Raw genomic sequence first — 20,146 nt, 5'->3', positions numbered from 1 at the left:
TGTTAGATCGGTCAAAATTAATGCTCATTGGTATTTAAAAGGTATTATTAAATGGTATTGTCATGGCGTACCTTACCTGTCATGAAGGATTCAAAAATGAAAACGACCTTTAAACTGTCGTTCATGATGTTCGTGGAGTGGTTTATCTGGGGCGCCTGGTTCGTCCCCCTGTGGCTATGGCTAAATAAAAGCGGGTTTTCCGCCGGTGAAATAGGCTGGTCTTATGCCTGTACCGCCATTGCGGCGATCCTGTCACCGATTCTGGTCGGCTCCGTTACCGACCGTTTTTTCTCAGCGCAAAAAGTCCTGGCGGTACTGATGTTTGCAGGCGCCGTGCTGATGTATTTCGCGGCGCAGCAAACCACCTTTGTCGGATTCTTTCCGCTGCTTCTGGCCTATTCATTGACCTATATGCCGACCATCGCGCTGACAAACAGCATTGCCTTCGCTAACGTACCGGATGTTGAACGCGATTTTCCACGCATTCGCGTTATGGGAACCATTGGGTGGATTGCCTCCGGCCTCGCCTGTGGATTCCTGCCGCAAATGTTAGGCTATAACGATATTTCCCCCACCAACATTCCACTGCTCATAACCGCCGCAAGTTCAGCGTTGCTGGGCGTATTTGCGTTCTGTCTGCCAGACACGCCGCCAAAAAGCACCGGCAAGATGGATATTAAAGTGATGCTGGGGCTGGATGCGCTGGTCCTGCTGCGCGATAAAAACTTTCTCGTTTTCTTCTTCTGTTCTTTCCTGTTTGCGATGCCGCTGGCCTTCTACTACATCTTCGCTAACGGCTACCTGACAGAAGTGGGAATGAAGAACGCCACCGGCTGGATGACGCTCGGCCAGTTCTCTGAAATCTTCTTTATGCTGGCTCTGCCCTTTTTCACTAAGCGCTTTGGCATTAAAAAGGTATTATTACTTGGTCTTATTACCGCCGCGATCCGCTACGGCTTTTTTGTCTATGGCGGCGCGGAAACGTACTTCACTTACGCCCTGCTGTTCCTCGGTATTTTGCTGCACGGCGTAAGTTACGATTTCTACTACGTCACCGCCTACATTTATGTCGATAAAAAAGCGCCGGTTCATATGCGTACCGCTGCGCAAGGGCTTATCACCCTCTGCTGTCAGGGATTCGGCAGCCTGCTGGGCTATCGCCTCGGCGGCGTGATGATGGAAAAAATGTTTGCTTATCCGCAACCGGTTAACGGTCTGACATTCAACTGGGCGGGCATGTGGACGTTTGGCGCAGTGATGATTGCCGTCATCGCGCTACTGTTTATGATTTTCTTTCGCGAATCGGACAAAGAAATCACTGCTATTGACGATCGCGATATTGCGTTGACACAAGGGGAAGTAAAATGAAAGCAGAACGTATTCTCGGTGCTCTTTACGGGCAAGCGTTAGGGGATGCGATGGGAATGCCCTCTGAGCTGTGGCCGAGAACGCGCGTCAAAGCGCATTTCGGCTGGATTGACCGCTTTCTGCCCGGCCCAAAAGAAAATAATGCCGCCTGCTATTTTAACCGCGCGGAGTTTACGGATGATACCGCAATGGCGCTCTGCCTGGCCGACGCGCTACTCGAATGCGAAGGCAACATTGATCCCGAGATTATTGGACGTAACATCCTCGCCTGGGCGGAACGCTTTGATGCGTTCAATAAAAATGTACTCGGCCCGACGTCAAAAATTGCGCTGAATGCGATTCGCGACGGCAAACCCATCGCGGCGCTGGAAAACAACGGCGTGACTAACGGCGCGGCCATGCGCGTTTCGCCGTTGGGCTGCCTGTTGCCGCCAACTAACCTGACAGCCTTTATAGCAGAAGTGGCGTTAGCCTCCAGCCCGACGCATAAATCCGATCTGGCGGTGGCTGGCGCCGTGGTTGTCGCCTGGGCCGTCTCGCGAGCGGTTAACGGCGACACGTGGCAAAGTATTGCCGACTCGCTCCCCGCCGTCGCCCATCAGGCGCAGACAGCGCGTATTACCACGTTTAGCGCCTCGCTATCGGCACGTCTGGAACTGGCGCTAAACATTGTCCGCCGCGCCGACGGCGTCGAATCTGCCAGCGAACAGCTCTATCAGATCATCGGCGCGGGAACCAGCACCATTGAATCGGTTCCCTGCGCTATCGCCATGGTGGAACTGGCGAATACCGACCCTAACCGCTGTGCCGTGCTGTGCGCTAACCTCGGCGGCGATACCGACACTATCGGCGCGATGGCCACCGCCATTTGCGGCGCGTTGCACGGGGTAAGCGCCATTAACCCCCAGTTAAAGCAAACGCTGGACGAGGTTAATCAGCTGGATTTTGCGCGCTATGCCGTTGCGCTGGCGAGTTATCGTCAACGGCGGGAGGCACTATGAACGGCGCACGGTTGCTGACATTATTACCGACCCTGCATACCCGGCGTCCGCTCACCGTTATCGGCGCGGCAGTGATCGATATCATTGCTGACGCCTGGACGTTGCCGCGTCGCGGAGGCGATATTGAACTGCAACAACAGAGCGTCAATGTCGGCGGCTGTGCGCTGAATATTGCCGTGGCGTTGAAACGACTGGGGATTGACGCCAGCAATGCGCTGCCGCTGGGCCAGGGCGTGTGGGCGGAGAGGATTCGCCGCCGTCTGGCAAAAGAGGGATTATCCAGCGTGATTGACGCGGTTGAAGGAGATAACGGCTGGTGTCTGGCGTTAGTCGAACCGGATGGCGAACGCACGTTTATGTCTTTTAGCGGCGTGGAAAACCAGTGGAATGCGGACTGGCTGTCGCAGCTCAGGACACCGCGGGGCAGTCTTGTCTACCTGTCCGGTTATCAACTGGCCTCATCCTGTGGCGAACCACTGATCCAGTGGCTGGAAACCGTCGACGATGTCACGCCTTTTATCGATTTTGGCCCACGAATCGGTGATATTACAGACGATGTAATGGCGCGCATTATGGCCTGCCGACCCATCGTCTCCCTCAATCGCCAGGAAGCCATCATCGCCGCGGAACGCGCCGGACTTGCGACCGATACGCGCACTTTCGGCGAAGCATGGGTAAACCGCTTTTCCGCGCCGCTGGTGGTGCGCCACGATAAAGACGGAGCGTGGTATTTTAGCGCGCAATCTTCCGGCGTTGTGCCAGCGTTTCCGGCAACCGTGGTGGATACCATCGGCGCGGGCGACAGCCATGCTGGCGGCGTGCTGGCAGGACTGGCGTCAGGCTGGTCGCTCGCGGATGCCGTATTGCTGGGAAATGCGGTGGCAAGCTGGGTGGTCGGGCATCGCGGCGGCGACTGCGCGCCCACGCGCGAGGCGCTACTCCTCGCACACAAAAACGTATAGGTCGCTACGACAATAACTGATGCTGTATTCAATAGGCCGCTGCTGCTGATCGAGCGCCACCTGCTTAATCACCAGCACCGGCACTTTACCATCCATTTGAATATGCGACTGAAACTCATCATCCGGCATCCGGGCGCTGACGCGAGATCGGGTACGCTGAGGGTAAATGTGCTGGCGACGAAAATAGTCATACAGCGAAATGCCAATCGCGTCGACATCATGAATCAGATGCGCGGGCACCCAGGACTCTTCAATCGATACCGCGTCCTCATCAACATAACGAATGCGTTTGAGTAAAAAGACGTCGCTGCCTGCGGGGATCGCCAGGTGCTGCGCGATCTCATCCGGACAACTTACCACGCGTTTGTTAACCCATAGCGTATCCGGTTTTTTGCCGCGCAAGACAACCTGCTGAGAAAATCCCCGCGCCTCTTTCAGAGAATATTCAAAGATATTATTGATTTGCGTACCGTAGCCACGGGCGCGCGTGACGACACCCTCTTCTTCCAGCGCCTGCATCGCTTTTCGTACCGTGATGCGCGAGACGCCGGTAAGCTGGCTGAGATCGCGTTCGCCAGGCAAAATATTACCGTGCTCAAGAATACCGCTGCGCACGGCATCCTTTACCGTCTGGGCGAATTTCATGTATAGCGGCGTATTATCCGCCGCTGAAATTCGTTCATTCAGTTGCGCGATGAGCCGGGTATGCGCTTGTTCCATTTATCTTTCCTGACGACGGGTCTGTAGGCAGTATACTACCACCACGCGTGGAAATGATGTACCGGACCAATGCCCTTCCCCACTTCCAGCGTGTCCGCCTGCGCCAGCGCCGCCGAAAGCCATGCCTTCGCCTCGTTTACCGTCTCTCCCCAACTGCGATGCCGGGGCCGTAACGCCGCCAGCGCCGCCGACAGCGTACAGCCCGTCCCATGCGTATTTTTGGTGTTCACACGCGGCGCGCTAAAACGCTGCTCGCCCTCGCGGGTAAAGAGCCAGTCCGGGCTTTGCGCATCCTCTAAATGCCCGCCTTTCATCAATACCGCTTCACACCCCATCGCCAGTAACGCCCGCCCCTGCGCCAGCATCTCCTGTTCCGTACGTGCATGGGGCGCATCCAGCAACGCTGCGGCTTCCGGCAAATTAGGCGTAATCAGCGATACCTGCGGCAACAGCCGGACGCGTAATGTTTCTATCGCAGAGGGCGAGAGCAGCGGATCGCCGCTTTTCGCCAGCATCACCGTATCCAGCACCACATTACGTACATGATGACGCTGTAGTCGCTCCGCCACGGCCTCGACAATATCGGTTTCCGCCAGCATCCCGATTTTTGTGGTATCAATGCGCACATCGCTGAGCACGGAATCAAGTTGAGCGGCGACAAAGTCCGGCTCTATCCGGTACACCGACTGTACGCCACAGGTATTTTGCGCCACCAGCGCGGTGATGACCGAACAGCCATACGCGCCCAGCGCGGAAAAAGTCTTGAGATCCGCCTGGATACCGGCCCCGCCGCTGGGATCGGTGCCGGCAATCGTCAGCGCGTTAATTCGTTGCATTGGCCGCCTCCACATCCAGATGATAGAGCGCATCAAGAAAAGCCGGGATGAAGCTGCCCGGTCCTTCGCTACGCTCTGCCGCGGCCTGTCCAGCCAGTTTCATCCAGCAGCAGGCCGATGCAACATTGTCCAGCGCGGCGCCCGGTAACGCGCAACTGGCGGCGACGACCGCCGACAACGCGCAGCCAGTGCCTACAATGCGAGTCATTAACGGATCGCCGCCGGGAATGCTCAGCGTGCGCTGACCGTTAGTGACGTAATCTACCTCTCCGGTAACCACAACGATGCAGTCTATCTGACGCGCCAGCGCCTGCGCCGCAGGCAGTGCGGCCAACGCCGCCTCGGTGGTATCTACGCCGCGTCCGCCCAGCGCCATGCCGGATAACGCCAGGATTTCCGAGGCGTTGCCGCGTATTGCCGCCGGGCGCAGGGGCAAGAGATCCAGGCAAAATCGCCGACGAAATTCCAGCGCGCCCACCGCGACAGGATCAAGGGTCCACGGCGTTTTGGCATCATAGGCGCTTTCTACCGCCGCACGCATCGCGTCAGCGCGTGAGGCGGTTAAGGTTCCGACATTAACCAGCAAGGCGTTGGCGATGGCGGCAAACGGTCTGGCCTCGACGGGATCAATCACCATGGCGGGTGAAGCGCCCAGCGCCAGCAGCGTATTGGCGGTAAACGTTTGTACGACGTCATTCGTCATACAGTGCGTAAGCGGGGAGAGCGCGCGAAAGTGTTTTAACGTATGCGCCGCAAGCGTGCGGCAGTGCAGGTCAGGCTGCATGGTTCAGCTCCTGCCCGCGTGAAGAAGGGACACGAGCAGTGTCAGACTTCCCTACGCTGGCATTATCCAGATCAGGTGGTACGGGTATTTCTCAGCCTTCACAAAGAAGGGCACCCCGAGTCGTCAAGCCCCGCCGTGTTAAGCGGGGGTTTCGCTATTAAGCATACTGTCTGCGCCAGACAATGTAAATTTACAGCCAGCCGCGGACGATAATTTAAGCGTTATCAGATAGTTCTCAAAACCTATTCGGTTCTGGCAAACTTGCTGGCGGATATGTTGCTGCACGACGCTTTCGTTTACACTTTTTACGAAAAGGGGCGTGAGATAACAAAATAGCGCTTGTCAGATACGCCACCAGCAGAAATGATACACACGATGTTAACTGACCCGCATATGTGGAGGGTAAAAGTATGAAAAGTAAGTTGCTGCCTTGCGCGCTGTTGCTTGCAACCAGTTTTGCATGGGCCGCCCCCGCGACAACGGGCATTGATCAATATGAGTTAAAAAGCTTTATCGCCGACTTCACCCACTTCAAGCCCGGCGATACCGTTCCGCAGATGTACCGCACCGATGAGTACAATATTAAACAGTGGAAATTACGTAATCTGCCCGCGCCAGATGCCGGTACTCACTGGACCTATATGGGCGGCGCGTATGTACTGATTAACGATACCGATGGAAAAATCATCAAAGCCTATGATGGCGAGATTTTTTATCATCGATAAAAAAGCACACTCTCCGTTAAGGAGAGTGTGCTTAGCATTGATTACTGATAACTTGTAATAATATAAACACTACTTTTTACATTGCCCGGTTGGACGTTACCATATTTATAGTATTGTACACCCAGCTTCAGTTCTGAAGCTTCAGTCATTTCTTTATTATACCCTAACAGTTGCCTTTTCTCATCAGAGTTTACATGAATAAGGCTATCATTAAGGAAAATTTTAAACCCAACATTTTTTGCACTATCGGCGCTTGTTAATTCATTTGCCAAATAATCTCCATTGGTTGCTGAAACGGCAGAAAAATGATAATTTACAATACTTGTCGTCATTCCCAGCCCTCCATCACATGTAAATTTCAGTGCATCAGGAAAGTATTCGACCTGAGCATTACCAGCCAACAGATCACTTAATGAAATAGGAGGCAATGTAATCTCATTATTAGACAAAGAACATGTTGTCTTAGTAAAAAATATTTTTATCGGCACTTTAAAACTATATTCATGGTTGGTGTTATCATGAGCACAAATAACTGCACCATGACAATCCAATGGTTTAACTTTGATATAATTTCCTAACAAAAAAACTTCACCTGCAGATTTGGCTTCAATACTATTATCATCTGCCTCCACTTTTACCACCTTAGCCAACACCTTGTATTTTAAGTTATTGTTTAGTTTACTGGCTTGAGAAGTCTCATTGGCTTTTTGTTTTCCTGTTTGGCTACCGTCAACAAACAATGTCACATCAACATACAACCTATGTCCGCTACCATCATTTATTTTATATCTTACAGTCTCCCCATTACCACTTGAATACGTTGTCTTAAAGCGGTTTTCTACAGCAGTCCCTCCCATACAATGGAATCCAGAGAAAGAATCTGGAAATACCATTGATACTTCTTTTTCAAAAACATTCCTGCTATCTAATTTAATTTCAATTACATCCTCTATTTTTGTATTACTAGCAGATTCCGGATTTATAATATAACAATACGCTTGCAAATTTGAAGATATAAAAATCATAAACAACATCAATAAATATCTCATGACATTCCTCACCGACAAATATAAACTTTACTTTCATCAATCGTTTTGCCGAAAGTGATTGAGCATGAAAGTCCCTGTTGTTTATCAATCGCCACATTTATTTCCGGCGGTACTTCATTGGTGCGAATAAAGAGCTGGCTTCCCTGGCCTACCACGCCAATATTATGTCCATGAATATCCTCTACTTCGTAACCAAAGGTCAGCGGTGAACCATCGGGACGCTGCGCCCGGATATACCAAGGTTTACGTTGGTCGGTATCAAACGTCGCCAGAACGACTGCCCCCCGATATGGGGCTGTATTACGCCGATTCCCTTGCAGATCGGTTTCACTATTAGTGTTGGAGACATCCAGCATCAAGTGGTTTTCACGATACGGCGTTAAACCATCGTAGACCACCACGCCATTACGGTTGGTGGTGCGGTATTTCTGCCCATTAACATACGCTCCTTCCAGGCCCGGCGCATGCATCACGGCAAACGTTTCCGACAGTCGGTTGGCTAAATTCACGCCCCCAGACCAAGCCACCAGCCCCCCGGAAATACTGCCGCCAGTTTGTGTATATTTAGACGACTGACTATAGCTGCCGTTAAGCGTCGCAACTGGCGCATTCCACGTCAGATTACCGCCAGCCGTTGTCTCGCTGTCCTGCCGTTGATGGCTGAGATTCACCCCATAGTTAAACTGATCGCGACTGCCTGCGGTGCCGGAAAGCCCGGTATTATTTGACGCAAAACCGTCATCATCAAAGGTCGTTGAGTTAGACACATACAAATGCCTGCGCGGAGCGCTAATATCATCTCCCCAATCGAACGGAATAGAGATAAAGACGTTAAAACGCTTATCTTCGTGATGATCTTCATCGTAAGTCTGGCTGGCGGAAAAGGTATAGCTAATCCGTTGCCAGCTATTGGAATAGCTCAGCTGATAATCTTTACTGTTACCGCTACGCCCCCAATAATCACGCCACAGCGTGCTCAAAGATACAGAGCCCCAGCCCTGCGGCAAAGATTGGCTGACGTTCGCCGAAAAACTGTTCTTACGACCAAAATCGTTCTGATAATAATCCGCAATGTCGTACACATCATTTTCATCACGATCATAGCTGTCTTTGTTATTGGCCCAAACGTGATCGTTAAACGTTCGGTAATCTCGTGACGAGTAACGATAGGCAGCAAGCCCAAAACGGGTGGCGGTTTGCGTCAAATACTTGTTATAGGCAATCTGGTAACTTTGCCCGTCAAACACATCACCATTGTCTTGCTTGCTATGCGATTGTGTCATATCGACGGAAATCGCGCCGATACGCGTATTCCAGCCAGTACCCAACGTAAATGCATTGTAGTTATCCGCCAGCATGGTGCCGCCGTACAGCGTTAAGAGATTATTCAGCCCGTATTGGTAGCTCATCTGCGCAAAATCGGTCTGGTTGCTGGCGCCTTCGATATGGCTACGCCCTGCCGCAAAATCATATTTTGAAACACCCGGCTGCAACATATTGGGCACCGCAGCATAGGGCACCAGATAGGTTGTTACCGATCCGTCAGCCTCTTTGATGCTAACATCAAGATCCGCACCGCCGCCTGCCAACTGTAAATCCGCAATAGAGAACGGGCCTGGCGGAACCTCTTTCTGGTAAACCACAAAACCGTTCTGTTCGATGGTGACCAGCGCGTTACTTTGCGCAATCCCCTGCACCAGCGGCGTAAAATTCTGTTTTGAGTTCGGCAGCATCTGCATATCGCGATACAGCCGTACGCCACGAAAACGCACCGCATCAAAAATATCTGATGAGGTATACATATCCCCGGCACGCAGAGTGCCCAGAATTTGTGGGATGCCACGCTCCAAATACAGGGTGTTGCTTTTCCACTCCCCGCTGCTGTCATCGGTTTTGTTATAGCTGGCATCGGAATGCAGCTGCCAGCCCAGCAGGTTTAACCCGCTGGTGAAACGCGCGTAGGTACTTTTACTGTTGCCAGAATCCTTATAGTCGCTGTAATACTGGCTGGCATAGTACGAGGTATAGAAGGCATTAATGCCACGATCCCAGTTTTCCGGAGGAACATACCCTTGCTCAAGTTCATCGACAAACGCCTGTGGAACGCTAAGATCCAGACGAAACGTGCCAATATTCCAGGCATAACTGCCCCCTTGTACCGCCTGCTTCAAGGTTGGGCATTCATTCTGCTTGTCCAACGCTTGTATATTTATCCCCAGACGCGTTAATGCATCGCGGGATAAACAGGTGTCATCCGGATTATCCTTAACAGTAATATCATACTTACCACGCCACTGCTTATTGACGTAGATGTCAATATCATATTGGCCTGGCAGGGGTTGGTTATCATCGAGGCGAAAATCAGAAACCCTCTCACCTTTCATTCCACCCATCATAAAATTTGTATCAAACGTTTCTTCTGCGGCATGGGCATCAATGCCGAGTAGCAACAGTAATACTGCCGAAGCAATCGGAGTCATCCTTAACATAACCAGCTCCTGTTATTTTAAGCTGACGTTATCGCTAATATAATTACCGTGATCGTCAATAATGGTCATTTTATACTGATTGGCATTAGCACTTTTTAATGCCACATCTGCACTGGAGAGCGGTGCAAGCATAATACTTTCGTTATTTATTTTAACATTATTAGCTTTTACTTCCGTCACTGTGATCCAGTTAGCGGCATCATTCTTAATGGAATAAATACTGCCGTTACGTTTCATAGACAGTTTTTGAAACGTATGCATATTAACTGGCGAAATCCCTTTCGGCCGATAAAATAGTTTAATTCGATTCTGCATCGCGAACTTGAGCACATTCTTTCCTACATTATCTGGATTGTTCGGTGGAATATCCAGTACATTGAGGAAAAATAAACTTTCTTTGTTGTTAGGCAGCATATGTGCCATTTTTTTAATTTTCAACTGCTGGCCTGAGTTTCCAGCCACCTTTGCAACCGGAGGTGTAATCATAAATGGCACATGAATTTTTTCCGGCGGTAAAGAACTGTCGCCGTCATCAATCCATGACTGAACCAGTGAAGATCGGTTCCCTTGGTTCATCAACTGGACTAATACTTCCTTTTTATCTGCTGGGTAGATAACGCGAGTACCGTAGATCACAATTCCCGCATGGGCGGGCATAATGATTGATGATATAATTAATGCGTAAAATCCTTTCATTCATTATCCCTTCAGATTAACTACCGGCAGTACAATACTGCCGGTTATAATTTATTCCTGAACAACTTTCAGAGTCACAGTGGCATTTACATCACCAGGGGTTACAGCCATTGTCCTTTTAGCGTAACGAGCTGCAAGATCGAGTTTATATACACCATCGTCTGCTGCTGGAAAGTCACTTAAAGGAATACCTTCGCTTCCAGATTTAGCAATCGATTTATTGTTATGGAACAGTTTAAAACCTACTCCAGTATCCAAGCCAATAGTAGGTATAATAATATCGTTATTGTCAACGTCATTAGCAGAAATGAAAACCTTAACATTTGAAGCGTTTGCACATTTAATTTGCAATGGTGAACTGGCACGCCCCTCTCCATACGTAACATCATTCCCGACATCAACCTCATTGAATAAAGAATCCGGAATGCTAGACAATGTAATTGTAGCCTCTGTCGCGCCATCAACAAACTGACATGAAGTTCCGGTTACCTTACCATTAATATTCAATATGCCAGAATCCGTATCAACAGCAAACGCCCCAGCACTCATAAATACAGCAGACAGTACAGCAGCAGAAATAATTGAACGTTTCATAGTATCTTCCTTAATAAAATAATTTCTATTTGTTAAGAGGGTTAACTCTTGGATTTAAATTCGCACACCAAAAACGTTACTGCAATGTAAACGTGTTGTTTTATTGATTTAAAACAAGTTACAAATATCAATATAGTTGTAGCAAATAAGTGAAGGTGAGTACTATTTTAAAATTTAATAAATTAGCGTAATTAATTGACAATAATTATTTGTACCGCAAATAAAAAAGCCTCTATCATTCATTGAAATGATAGAGGCTTAATAAACAATATATTTTCTTAGTCGTAGCGATTTAACACTATCTGTCGTGTGGAATCCCCAGGAACAGCGACAATTTCAGTAACAATGCCTTGTGCAGGAGTGGGGGTAACATTGTTAATATCTGTATGATGAAGAGTCTGACCACATCGCTGCTGCACCGTATTATTCACAACATCAGTACTGCATGTTGGTTCAACAACCCTCCCGGTAATGGTTAAGGTTGCCGTATCAGAAGCCAAAGCCTGTAAACTCATTCCATAAGCCAGAGTTATAAATCCCAAGAATAAACTTTTCTTCATTGCGCTCATTATTCCTGTTTTAAGTGGAAAACAGCGTACAAGCCATTTTTCCGTTGAATTATGTATTAACGTCCCTGCTAAAACCAATTGGAATGGTAGATTAATGAGATAGGTTTGATCAATTCAAATGATGCATTGAGGCAAATTATTCAGAAAAAGACATGGATTATACAGGCAGGATAAACAATATTACGCAGCTTTTCCATTCCATATATTCACCGCATCAATATATCATTGATGCGATGAATAAGATTTAACGCCAGAAATTACACCGCGCGGAAGGCGATTTCACCCGGAATCACTTCACCCTGCCAGTAAAGCTGTGCCGCAACGCGATCGGCCAGTTCGCGATAGATCGCGGTAAATTCGCTCTCCGGACGGCTAACCACCGTCGGCGTACCGCGATCGAGATCTTCGCGCAGACTAATATGCAGCGGCATCTGACCCAGAAGCTGAGTATGATATTTTTCCGCCAGCTTCTGCGCGCCGCCCGTGCCGAAGATCGGTTCGTGATGGCCACAGTTGCTACAAATATGCATACTCATATTTTCCACAATGCCGAGCACCGGCACTTCCACCTTCTCGAACATCACGATACCTTTTTTGGCGTCGATTAGCGCGATATCCTGCGGCGTAGTTACCACCACCGCGCCGGTAACAGGAATGTTCTGCGCCAGCGTTAGCTGAATATCCCCGGTTCCCGGCGGCATATCCAGTACCAGATAATCCAGATCCGGCCACAGAGTCTCCTGTAACATCTGCATCAGCGCCTTACTGGCCATTGGGCCGCGCCATACCATCGCGTTATCGTCAGTCACCAGATAGCCGATCGAGTTGGTCGCCAGGCCGTGAGACATAATCGGCGCCATATGCGTACCGTCTGGCGATGTCGGGCGCTGATCTTCTGCGCCAAGCATGGTTGGGATCGACGGACCGTAAATATCGGCATCGAGAACCCCGACCTTTGCGCCTTCAGCCGCTAACGCCAGCGCCAGGTTTACCGCCGTGGACGATTTACCCACCCCGCCTTTACCGGAGCTCACGGCAATGATGTTTTTCACGCCATTAATGCCAGGCTGATTTTTGACGCGTTTCAGCGTCGCAATGTTGTACGACAGTTTCCAGTCGATCGCTTTTGCGCCTGTAATACGTAACAGATCGGCGCTGCATTGCTCTTTTAATACCTCAAACGCGCTGTTCCAGACGAACGGCATGACCAGCTCAACGTGCAGCGTATCATCCATCCAGGCGACGTGGTGCAACGCCTTAAGCGTGGTGAGGTTATGCTTCAGGGTTGGGTGCTGAAAATTCGCCAGCGTCCCGGCGACCATCGCTCGCAGGGTATCTGGTGATTTGGCCTGGGATTGTTCGTTCATCCCGACTCCTTTTGTAGTTCTGAAAAGTACGATTGTAACTTTGTAGTTTACTCCAGCGGTAACAATTATTCATTTACGGATAAATGCCCTTATCGATTGGCGCAGTAATTACCATTTTGGTACTATCAAAGCCCTTTTTTACAACAGAAGAAGTAATACCCACTATGACTCAAGTCGCGAAGAAAATTCTGGTAACGTGCGCGCTGCCGTACGCCAACGGCTCTATCCACCTCGGCCATATGCTGGAGCACATCCAGGCTGATGTCTGGGTCCGTTACCAGCGAATGCGCGGCCATGAGGTTAACTTCATCTGTGCCGATGACGCTCATGGCACGCCGATCATGCTGAAAGCGCAGCAGCTTGGTATTACGCCGGAGCAAATGATCGGTGAAATGAGCCAGGAGCACCAGACCGATTTCGCCGGTTTTAATATTAGCTACGACAACTACCACTCAACGCACAGCGACGAGAATCGCGAGCTGTCCGAGCTGATTTATACGCGCCTGAAAGAGAACGGTTTTATTAAGAACCGCACCATCTCTCAACTCTACGATCCGGAAAAAGGCATGTTCCTGCCGGACCGATTTGTGAAAGGCACCTGCCCGAAATGTAAATCCGCGGACCAGTACGGCGATAACTGTGAAGTCTGCGGCGCAACTTACAGCCCGACCGAACTTATCGAGCCGAAATCCGTGGTGTCCGGCGCGACGCCGGTAATGCGTGACTCCGAGCACTTTTTCTTTGATCTGCCGTCATTCAGCGAAATGCTGCAGGCGTGGACCCGCAGCGGCGCGCTGCAGGAGCAGGTGGCGAATAAAATGCAGGAGTGGTTTGAATCCGGCCTGCAGCAGTGGGACATTTCCCGCGACGCGCCGTATTTTGGTTTCGAAATCCCGAACGCGCCGGGCAAATATTTCTACGTCTGGCTGGACGCGCCGATTGGCTATATGGGCTCCTTCAAAAATCTGTGCGATAAGCGCGGTGACACGACCAGTTTTGATGAGTACTGGAAAAAAGACTCCGACGCCGAGCTGTACCACTTTATCGGCAAAGACATCGTCTATTTCCACAGTCTGTTCTGGCCGGCCATGCTGGAAGGCAGCCACTTCCGTAAGCCGACCAACCTGTTCGTTCACGGTTACGTGACGGTGAACGGCGCGAAGATGTCTAAGTCTCGCGGCACCTTTATTAAGGCCAGCACCTGGCTGAAACACTTTGACGCCGACAGCCTGCGCTACTACTACACCGCGAAGCTTTCTTCACGCATTGATGACATCGACCTGAACCTGGAAGACTTTGTCCAGCGCGTCAATGCCGATATCGTCAATAAAGTAGTCAACCTGGCCTCGCGTAACGCCGGTTTTATCAATAAGCGTTTCGACGGCGTGCTGGCGGCTGAACTGGCCGATCCGCAATTGTATAAAACCTTTACTGACGCCGCTGCGGTGATTGGCGAAGCATGGGAAAGCCGTGAATTCGGCAAAGCTATCCGTGAGATTATGGCGCTGGCCGACGTCGCTAACCGTTATGTTGACGAGCAAGCGCCGTGGGTGGTGGCTAAACAGGAAGGCCGCGACGCGGACCTGCAGGCCATTTGCTCGATGGGCATCAACCTGTTCCGCGTGCTGATGACGTATCTGAAACCGGTACTGCCGACGCTTTCTGAACGCGTTGAAGCCTTCCTGAACAGCGAACTGAACTGGGATGCTATTGAACAGCCGCTGCTCGGTCACAAGGTCAACACCTTTAAGGCGCTCTACAATCGCATCGACATGAAGCAAGTTGAAGCGCTGGTTGAAGCGTCTAAAGAAGAGGTGAAAGCCGCAACCGCGCCGGTTACCGGCCCGTTAGCCGACTTCCCGATTCAGGAAACCATCACCTTTGACGATTTTGCGAAAGTCGATCTGCGCGTGGCGCTGATTGAAAACGCCGAGTTTGTGGAAGGATCTGACAAATTGCTGCGTCTGACGCTGGATCTGGGCGGCGAGAAGCGTAACGTCTTCTCCGGCATTCGTTCCGCCTACCCGGACCCGCAGGCGCTGATTGGCCGCCAGACGGTAATGGTCGCCAACCTCGCGCCGCGCAAAATGCGCTTTGGCGTCTCCGAGGGAATGGTGATGGCCGCCGGCCCTGGCGGGAAAGATATCTTCCTGTTAAGCCCTGATGACGGCGCGAAGCCTGGCCAGCAGGTGAAATAAGCAACAAGCCGGAGCATGCTCCGGCTTTTTTAACCGCTTAATCCTGAGTGGCATATCGCCCCATCCGCGCGTTTTAACTTTTTCCTTAATAAGCAATAGCGCCAAGACTCCATATCCGGACTGCTAAATAACGGCTAAAAGTCATATTCTATCTCTCCCTGATACATTGCTATTACTGGGTTAAATTAATTCATTGAAATTATTTTAAATAACCCAATCATTATATAAAATGGAGTTTTAGATGAAAATTTCTGGCAAGTTATTGTCCGCGGCTTTGGCTTCCGTACTGGTGTTCTCTCTTGCTGGCTGTGGCGATAAAGAAGAATCAAAGACCTTTAACGCAAACCTGGCGGGGACAGAAATTTCAATTACCTACACCTATAAAGGTGACAAAATCATTAAGCAGACGTCTGAAAGTAAAATCAGCTATGCCACGGTAGGCGCTAAAACGAAAGAAGATGCCGCCAAAATTCTCGATCCGCTGAGCGCGAAATATAAAAATATCGCCGGAGTGGAAGAAAAATTAACCTATGAAGATACCTATGCCCAGGAAAACGTCTCTGTGGATATGGAAAAAGTGGACTTTAAAGCGTTACAGGGAATCTCTGGGACAATGGTGTCCGGCGATACCAGCAAAGGTATCAGCATGAAACAAACCCAGACGCTGCTGGAAGCCGCTGGTTTTAAAGAAGCGAAATAACTGGCAGGCATAATGTATTGCCTCGACTGATAAAGTCGCTCAGGGCGCTGCTTCGGCAGCGTCTTTTCTTTATGAATACCGAAAAAAGACAGCCTCGCTGTAAGTCCCCTCGCCAAAACCTATAATAATGGGTTTTCCCGGTCAGGCAGGACGCTGCCGGGAACAATACCGCAGAATTAATTACTTCGCCGCGTGTTCACGGGCCGCCAGACCGCGCAGAAAATAACGCATAAACTGATCGCCGCATTCGCGGAAGTTCTTATGATCCGGCGCGCGCATCATCGCGGTGATCTCTGGCATCGAGACACGAAACAACTGATCGGTAAGTATCGCCAGGATATCATCTGTTTTTAGCGAAAAGGCAATACGCAGCTTTTTCAGCACAATATTGTTGTTGATACGACGTTCCGCCGTCAATGCAGGCGCCGCCTCATCTTTGCCGCGTTTTTCATAAATGAGGCCATTGAGAAATGAGGACAACACGATATCCGGGCAACGCTGAAACCCCTCTTCCTCTTCTTTGCGCAACCAGATTGCAATCTGCTCCGGCGTAGCATCAACGTTACCCAGCGCCAGGATGCGCGCCAGATCGGTATTATTAGCTTTTAAAATGTAGCGCACGCTACGCAGAATATCGTTACTCAGCATGAGGCCTTCGGTCGTTTCTATGGCAAAACGATATTCTAACAGTCTTTTACAGGCCAATCGCCTCTTTTAAACTTTTCAGATAGCGACGGCTTACCGGCACCGTCAGGCCGTTGCGTAAAATCAGCTCTGCCTGCCCATTATCCTCCAGCCGAATTTCCTGCAAATGGGCCATATTCACCAGAAACTGACGATGACAACGCAGTAGCGGCGTCCGGCTTTCCAGCGTGCGCAGCGTCAGCTCGGTAAACCCCTCTTTACCTTCACTGCTGGTCACATAAACGCCGCTCATACGGCTACTGACAAAGGCGACATCATCCATTTGCAACAAATAGATCCGGCTGTGTCCGGTACAGGGAATGAATTTAAGCGCCTGCTGGTTTTCCGGCAGCAACGAAACATCCTGTTTACTGCGCTCCTGACGCAGACGATGTAACGTTTTTTCCAGCCGTTTCTCCTCTATCGGCTTGAGCAGATAATCAAAAGCGTGTTCTTCAAAGGCTTTGATGGCGTATTCGTCAAACGCGGTCAAAAAAACGATATACGGGCGGTGTTCCGGGTCAAGCATTCCTACCATCTCCAGCCCACTGATACGCGGCATCTGAATATCCAGAAACAGCACATCAGGTCGCAGCTTATGTACCGCGCCAATCGCTTCTACCGCGTTCGCGCATTCCCCCACAATCTCAATGTCATCCTGCCCCTGGAGCAAAATCCGCAGATTTTCCCGCGCTAACGGCTCATCATCCACAATCAGCACTTTAATCATGCGTCCTCCTCCAGTGGAAGTCGTAATGTAATTCGGGTAAAACAGTCCGGCTCGCAGGCCACGCTAATACCATAATCATCGCCAAAGTGTTCGCGCAGACGTTTATCCACCAGACTCATCCCCAGCCCGCTACTGCCGGCGGAAGGCTGATACAGTCCCGCATTATCTTCAATATCTAACATCAAATGCTGCCCTTCGCGCCGGGCGCGAATAGCGACGTTGCCGGTATCAAGCAGTTGCGACGTGCCATGTTTAATGGCGTTCTCAACAATCGGCTGTAATGTAAACGCAGGCAATTTCTGACGTGAAAGCGTCGATGGAACATCAAGCTGTACCTGCAGACGCGACTGAAAACGCGCTTTTTCAATTTGCAGATAAGCGTTCACGTGTTCAATTTCATCCGCCAGCGTGACAATTTCCGACGGGCGTTTTAAATTTTTGCGAAAAAAGGTCGACAAGTACTGCACCAGTTGGCTGGCCTGTTCGCTGTCGCGGCGAATCACCGCTTTAATGGTATTGAGCGCGTTAAACAGAAAATGCGGATTCACCTGCGCGTGCAACAGCTTGATCTCTGACTGCGTCAGCAACGCCTTCTGCCGTTCATACTGTCCGGCCAGGATCTGCGCGGATAAAAGCTGCGCAATACCCTCTCCCAGGGTGCGGTTAATTGAGCTGAACAGTCGGTTTTTCGCTTCGTACAATTTAATGGTGCCCATGACTCGCTGATTTTCGCCACGCAGCGGGATCACCAGCGTCGAGCCGAGTTTACACTGCGGGTGTAGCGAACAGCGATACGGCACTTCGTTGCCATCGGCATAAACCACCTCTCCGGTTTCAATTGCTTTCAGCGTATAACCTGATGAAATGGGTTTGCCCGGTAGATGGTGATCGTCGCCAATACCAGTAAAAGCCAGCAGTTTTTCGCGATCGGTGATGGCGACGGCGCCGATATCCAGCTCCTGATATAACACCTGCGCCACCTTCATACTGTTCACTTCGTTAAATCCCTGGCGCAGAATCCCCTCCGTTGACGCGGCGACCTTCAGCGCGGTAGCAGAAAATGCCGAGGTATATTTTTCAAACATGGCGCGCTTATCGAGCAAAATACGCATAAACAGCGCGGCGCCAACGGTATTCGTCACCATCATCGGCGCGGCAATATTACTGACCAGATGCAGGGCATCGTCAAACGGCCTGGCTATCAATAAAATAATCAGCATCTGCACCAGTTCGGCAACACACGTAATTGCTCCCGCCGTCAGCGGGCTAAACACTTTGTCCGGGCGTCCGCGACGTATGAGAACGCTGTGTACCAACCCGCCCAGCAGCCCTTCGACGATGGTGGAAATCATACAGCTCAGCGCCGTCATGCCGCCCATAGAATACCGATGTAACCCACCGGTCAGACCGACCAGCCCGCCGACGACCGGCCCGCCGAGTAGGCCACCCATCACCGCGCCAATCGCGCGGGTATTGGCAATCGAATCTTCGATATGCAGCCCAAAATAAGTGCCCATAATGCAGAAGATAGAAAACGTGACGTAACACAGAAGCTTGTGCGGCAGACGAACCGTGACCTGCATAAGCGGGATGAACAGGCGCGTTTTACTCATTAGCCACGCAATGACCAGAAACACGCACATCTGCTGAAGCAGCAGCAACACCAGATTAAACTCGTACATACCCGCAAACCACACTTCAATTAAAAGCGCGTAACATACATTGAGTACGATTAACTTTCTTTGAACTGTTGCATAAAAATATGAATTCGTGAATACGATCACTTAAACGCCGCGCCGCAACCCGCTACTTCGCGTTTTAATGCATAAAAAACAGGCAAAACTTCCTGGTTCCTAAAAGAGCGTCTAAAGTTAAACCGGGACCTCGCGAGCAAGGGTGAAACGATGGCGCTTTACACAATTGGTGAAGTGGCTTTGCTTTGTGATATCAATCCTGTCACGTTGCGCGCGTGGCAGAGACGTTATGGACTTTTAAAACCACAGCGAACGGATGGCGGTCATCGTCTGTTTAACGATGCCGATATCGACAGAATCCGCGAAATCAAGCGCTGGATAGATAACGGCGTCCAGGTCAGCAAAGTCAAAGTGCTGCTCAGTAGCGACAGTAGCGAACAACCTAACGGCTGGCGCGAACAGCAGGAGATCCTGCTGCACTATCTGCAAAGCAGTAATCTGCACAGTTTACGGTTATGGGTCAAAGAACGCGGTCAGGATTATCCAGCCCAAACATTGACCACTAACCTGTTCGTCCCGCTGCGGCGACGATTACAGTGCCAACAACCCGCCCTTCAGGCGCTGCTCGGCATTCTTGACGGTATCCTGATCAACTATATTGCGCTCTGCCTGGCGTCTGCGCGTAAGAAACAGGGAAAAGATGCGTTGGTGATCGGCTGGAATATCCATGATACCACCCGCCTGTGGCTGGAAGGTTGGGTCGCCAGCCAACAGGGATGGCGAATCGACGTGTTGGCGCATTCGCTTAGCCAGTTCCGCCCGGAACTGTTTGACGGCAAGACGTTACTGGTATGGTGCGGAGAAAACCAGACGCTGGCGCAGCAGCAGCAACTCCTGGCCTGGCGCGCCCAGGGATGCGACATTCATCCCCTTGGCGTTTAAACAGCAGCTAACAAATTCGCTTTAATGTATACTCCTTT

19 protein-coding genes and 1 riboswitch are annotated in these 20,146 nt (G+C 50.5%); of the genes, 7 read left to right on the top strand and 12 right to left on the bottom strand.

Translation table 11 applies throughout. The features are described from left to right. Window positions 1-96 precede the first annotated feature (96 nt). From ACLD3P_RS07815 to ACLD3P_RS07805, 3 genes are read left to right on the top strand one after another with little or no spacing between them, the layout of a single operon-like run. Complete coding sequence (locus ACLD3P_RS07815) at window positions 97-1,368, top strand: nucleoside permease (RefSeq protein WP_000858698.1); 1,272 nt, start codon at window positions 97-99, stop codon at window positions 1,366-1,368. Next, entirely contained in the window at window positions 1,365-2,369 is a 1,005-nt protein-coding gene (locus tag ACLD3P_RS07810) for an ADP-ribosylglycohydrolase family protein (RefSeq protein ID WP_023226716.1), read from the top strand. The genes ACLD3P_RS07815 and ACLD3P_RS07810 overlap by 4 nt, the downstream gene beginning before the upstream one ends. Then, window positions 2,366-3,331, top strand: a complete 966-nt coding sequence (locus ACLD3P_RS07805) for a PfkB family carbohydrate kinase (protein ID WP_001012665.1) — start codon at window positions 2,366-2,368, stop codon at window positions 3,329-3,331. Before ACLD3P_RS07810 ends, ACLD3P_RS07805 begins: the two co-directional genes overlap by 4 nt. On the opposite strand, the gene ACLD3P_RS07800 is transcribed toward ACLD3P_RS07805, so the two are convergent. Genes ACLD3P_RS07800 through thiM form a run of 3 tightly spaced genes read right to left on the bottom strand, consistent with a single transcriptional unit; the run spans window position 3,305 to window position 5,671 of the window. Next, the gene (locus ACLD3P_RS07800) at window positions 3,305-4,051 is read right to left on the bottom strand and encodes a GntR family transcriptional regulator (RefSeq protein ID WP_000434059.1); all 747 of its coding nucleotides are present in this window, start codon (window positions 4,049-4,051) and stop codon (window positions 3,305-3,307) included. The two genes, ACLD3P_RS07805 and ACLD3P_RS07800, sit on opposite strands and share 27 nt — an antisense overlap. A gap of 35 nt (window positions 4,052-4,086) precedes the next feature. After that, window positions 4,087-4,887: a bifunctional hydroxymethylpyrimidine kinase/phosphomethylpyrimidine kinase gene (thiD, locus tag ACLD3P_RS07795; RefSeq protein WP_001528513.1), complete on the bottom strand. Its 801-nt coding sequence runs from the start codon at window positions 4,885-4,887 to the stop codon at window positions 4,087-4,089. After that, window positions 4,874-5,671: a hydroxyethylthiazole kinase gene (thiM, locus tag ACLD3P_RS07790; protein WP_001182161.1), complete on the bottom strand. Its 798-nt coding sequence runs from the start codon at window positions 5,669-5,671 to the stop codon at window positions 4,874-4,876. Before thiM ends, thiD begins: the two co-directional genes overlap by 14 nt. Before the next feature lie 31 nt (window positions 5,672-5,702). Then, a riboswitch (TPP riboswitch) is annotated at window positions 5,703-5,799 on the bottom strand. Window positions 5,800-6,081: 282 nt separating this feature from the next. On the opposite strand from thiM, the gene rcnB reads away from it, so the two are divergent. Next, window positions 6,082-6,396 carry a Ni(II)/Co(II) efflux transporter accessory subunit RcnB gene (rcnB, locus tag ACLD3P_RS07785; RefSeq protein ID WP_000837534.1) on the top strand — a complete coding sequence of 105 codons (315 nt, stop codon included), beginning with the start codon at window positions 6,082-6,084 and terminating at the stop codon, window positions 6,394-6,396. 41 nt (window positions 6,397-6,437) lie between these two features. Here the strand turns inward: rcnB and ACLD3P_RS07780 are convergent, their stop codons facing one another. The 6 genes from ACLD3P_RS07780 to apbC form a co-directional block, all read right to left on the bottom strand. Next, a complete protein-coding gene (locus ACLD3P_RS07780; RefSeq protein WP_001269812.1) occupies window positions 6,438-7,445 on the bottom strand; it encodes a fimbrial protein in 1,008 nt (335 codons plus the stop codon). An 8-nt stretch (window positions 7,446-7,453) separates the two neighbouring features. Further along, window positions 7,454-9,934: a fimbrial biogenesis outer membrane usher protein gene (locus tag ACLD3P_RS07775; RefSeq protein WP_000945356.1), complete on the bottom strand. Its 2,481-nt coding sequence runs from the start codon at window positions 9,932-9,934 to the stop codon at window positions 7,454-7,456. Between the two features lie 12 nt (window positions 9,935-9,946). Continuing rightward, window positions 9,947-10,630: a fimbria/pilus periplasmic chaperone gene (locus ACLD3P_RS07770; RefSeq protein ID WP_000675776.1), complete on the bottom strand. Its 684-nt coding sequence runs from the start codon at window positions 10,628-10,630 to the stop codon at window positions 9,947-9,949. Between the two features lie 51 nt (window positions 10,631-10,681). After that, window positions 10,682-11,224 (bottom strand): fimbrial protein YehD, encoded by a 543-nt coding sequence (gene yehD, locus ACLD3P_RS07765; protein WP_000830496.1) that lies wholly within the window; start codon window positions 11,222-11,224, stop codon window positions 10,682-10,684. 278 nt (window positions 11,225-11,502) lie between these two features. Then, entirely contained in the window at window positions 11,503-11,784 is a 282-nt protein-coding gene (locus ACLD3P_RS07760) for a DUF2574 family protein (RefSeq protein ID WP_001543027.1), read from the bottom strand. 266 nt (window positions 11,785-12,050) lie between these two features. Next, entirely contained in the window at window positions 12,051-13,160 is a 1,110-nt protein-coding gene (apbC, locus tag ACLD3P_RS07755; RefSeq protein WP_001005424.1) for an iron-sulfur cluster carrier protein ApbC, read from the bottom strand. A gap of 164 nt (window positions 13,161-13,324) precedes the next feature. Here apbC and metG point away from each other — a divergent pair, with 164 nt between their 5' ends. Beyond that, complete coding sequence (gene metG, locus ACLD3P_RS07750) at window positions 13,325-15,358, top strand: methionine--tRNA ligase (RefSeq protein WP_076935419.1); 2,034 nt, start codon at window positions 13,325-13,327, stop codon at window positions 15,356-15,358. Between the two features lie 241 nt (window positions 15,359-15,599). After that, a complete protein-coding gene (locus ACLD3P_RS07745) occupies window positions 15,600-16,058 on the top strand; it encodes a YehR family lipoprotein (protein ID WP_000703136.1) in 459 nt (152 codons plus the stop codon). 180 nt (window positions 16,059-16,238) lie between these two features. Here the strand turns inward: ACLD3P_RS07745 and ACLD3P_RS07740 are convergent, their stop codons facing one another. The 3 genes from ACLD3P_RS07740 to ACLD3P_RS07730 are packed head-to-tail and all read right to left on the bottom strand — an operon-like array spanning window position 16,239 to window position 19,154. Then, window positions 16,239-16,706, bottom strand: coding sequence for a DUF1456 family protein (locus ACLD3P_RS07740; RefSeq protein WP_000950412.1), 468 nt, complete (start codon window positions 16,704-16,706; stop codon window positions 16,239-16,241). A gap of 46 nt (window positions 16,707-16,752) precedes the next feature. Continuing rightward, window positions 16,753-17,472, bottom strand: coding sequence for a two-component system response regulator BtsR (gene btsR, locus ACLD3P_RS07735; protein ID WP_000598637.1), 720 nt, complete (start codon window positions 17,470-17,472; stop codon window positions 16,753-16,755). Further along, the gene (locus ACLD3P_RS07730) at window positions 17,469-19,154 is read right to left on the bottom strand and encodes a sensor histidine kinase (RefSeq protein ID WP_000272850.1); all 1,686 of its coding nucleotides are present in this window, start codon (window positions 19,152-19,154) and stop codon (window positions 17,469-17,471) included. The genes btsR and ACLD3P_RS07730 overlap by 4 nt, the downstream gene beginning before the upstream one ends. Before the next feature lie 222 nt (window positions 19,155-19,376). On the opposite strand from ACLD3P_RS07730, the gene mlrA reads away from it, so the two are divergent. Beyond that, window positions 19,377-20,108: an HTH-type transcriptional regulator MlrA gene (gene mlrA, locus ACLD3P_RS07725; RefSeq protein WP_001240416.1), complete on the top strand. Its 732-nt coding sequence runs from the start codon at window positions 19,377-19,379 to the stop codon at window positions 20,106-20,108. Window positions 20,109-20,146: the final 38 nt, after the last annotated feature.

The organism is Salmonella sp. 741265073_HBA (genome assembly GCF_046569105.1).
GTDB lineage: Bacteria > Pseudomonadota > Gammaproteobacteria > Enterobacterales > Enterobacteriaceae > Salmonella > Salmonella enterica.
The sequence above is the reverse complement of the archived record's forward strand: the minus strand, read 5'-3'. Positions and strand labels throughout refer to the sequence as shown.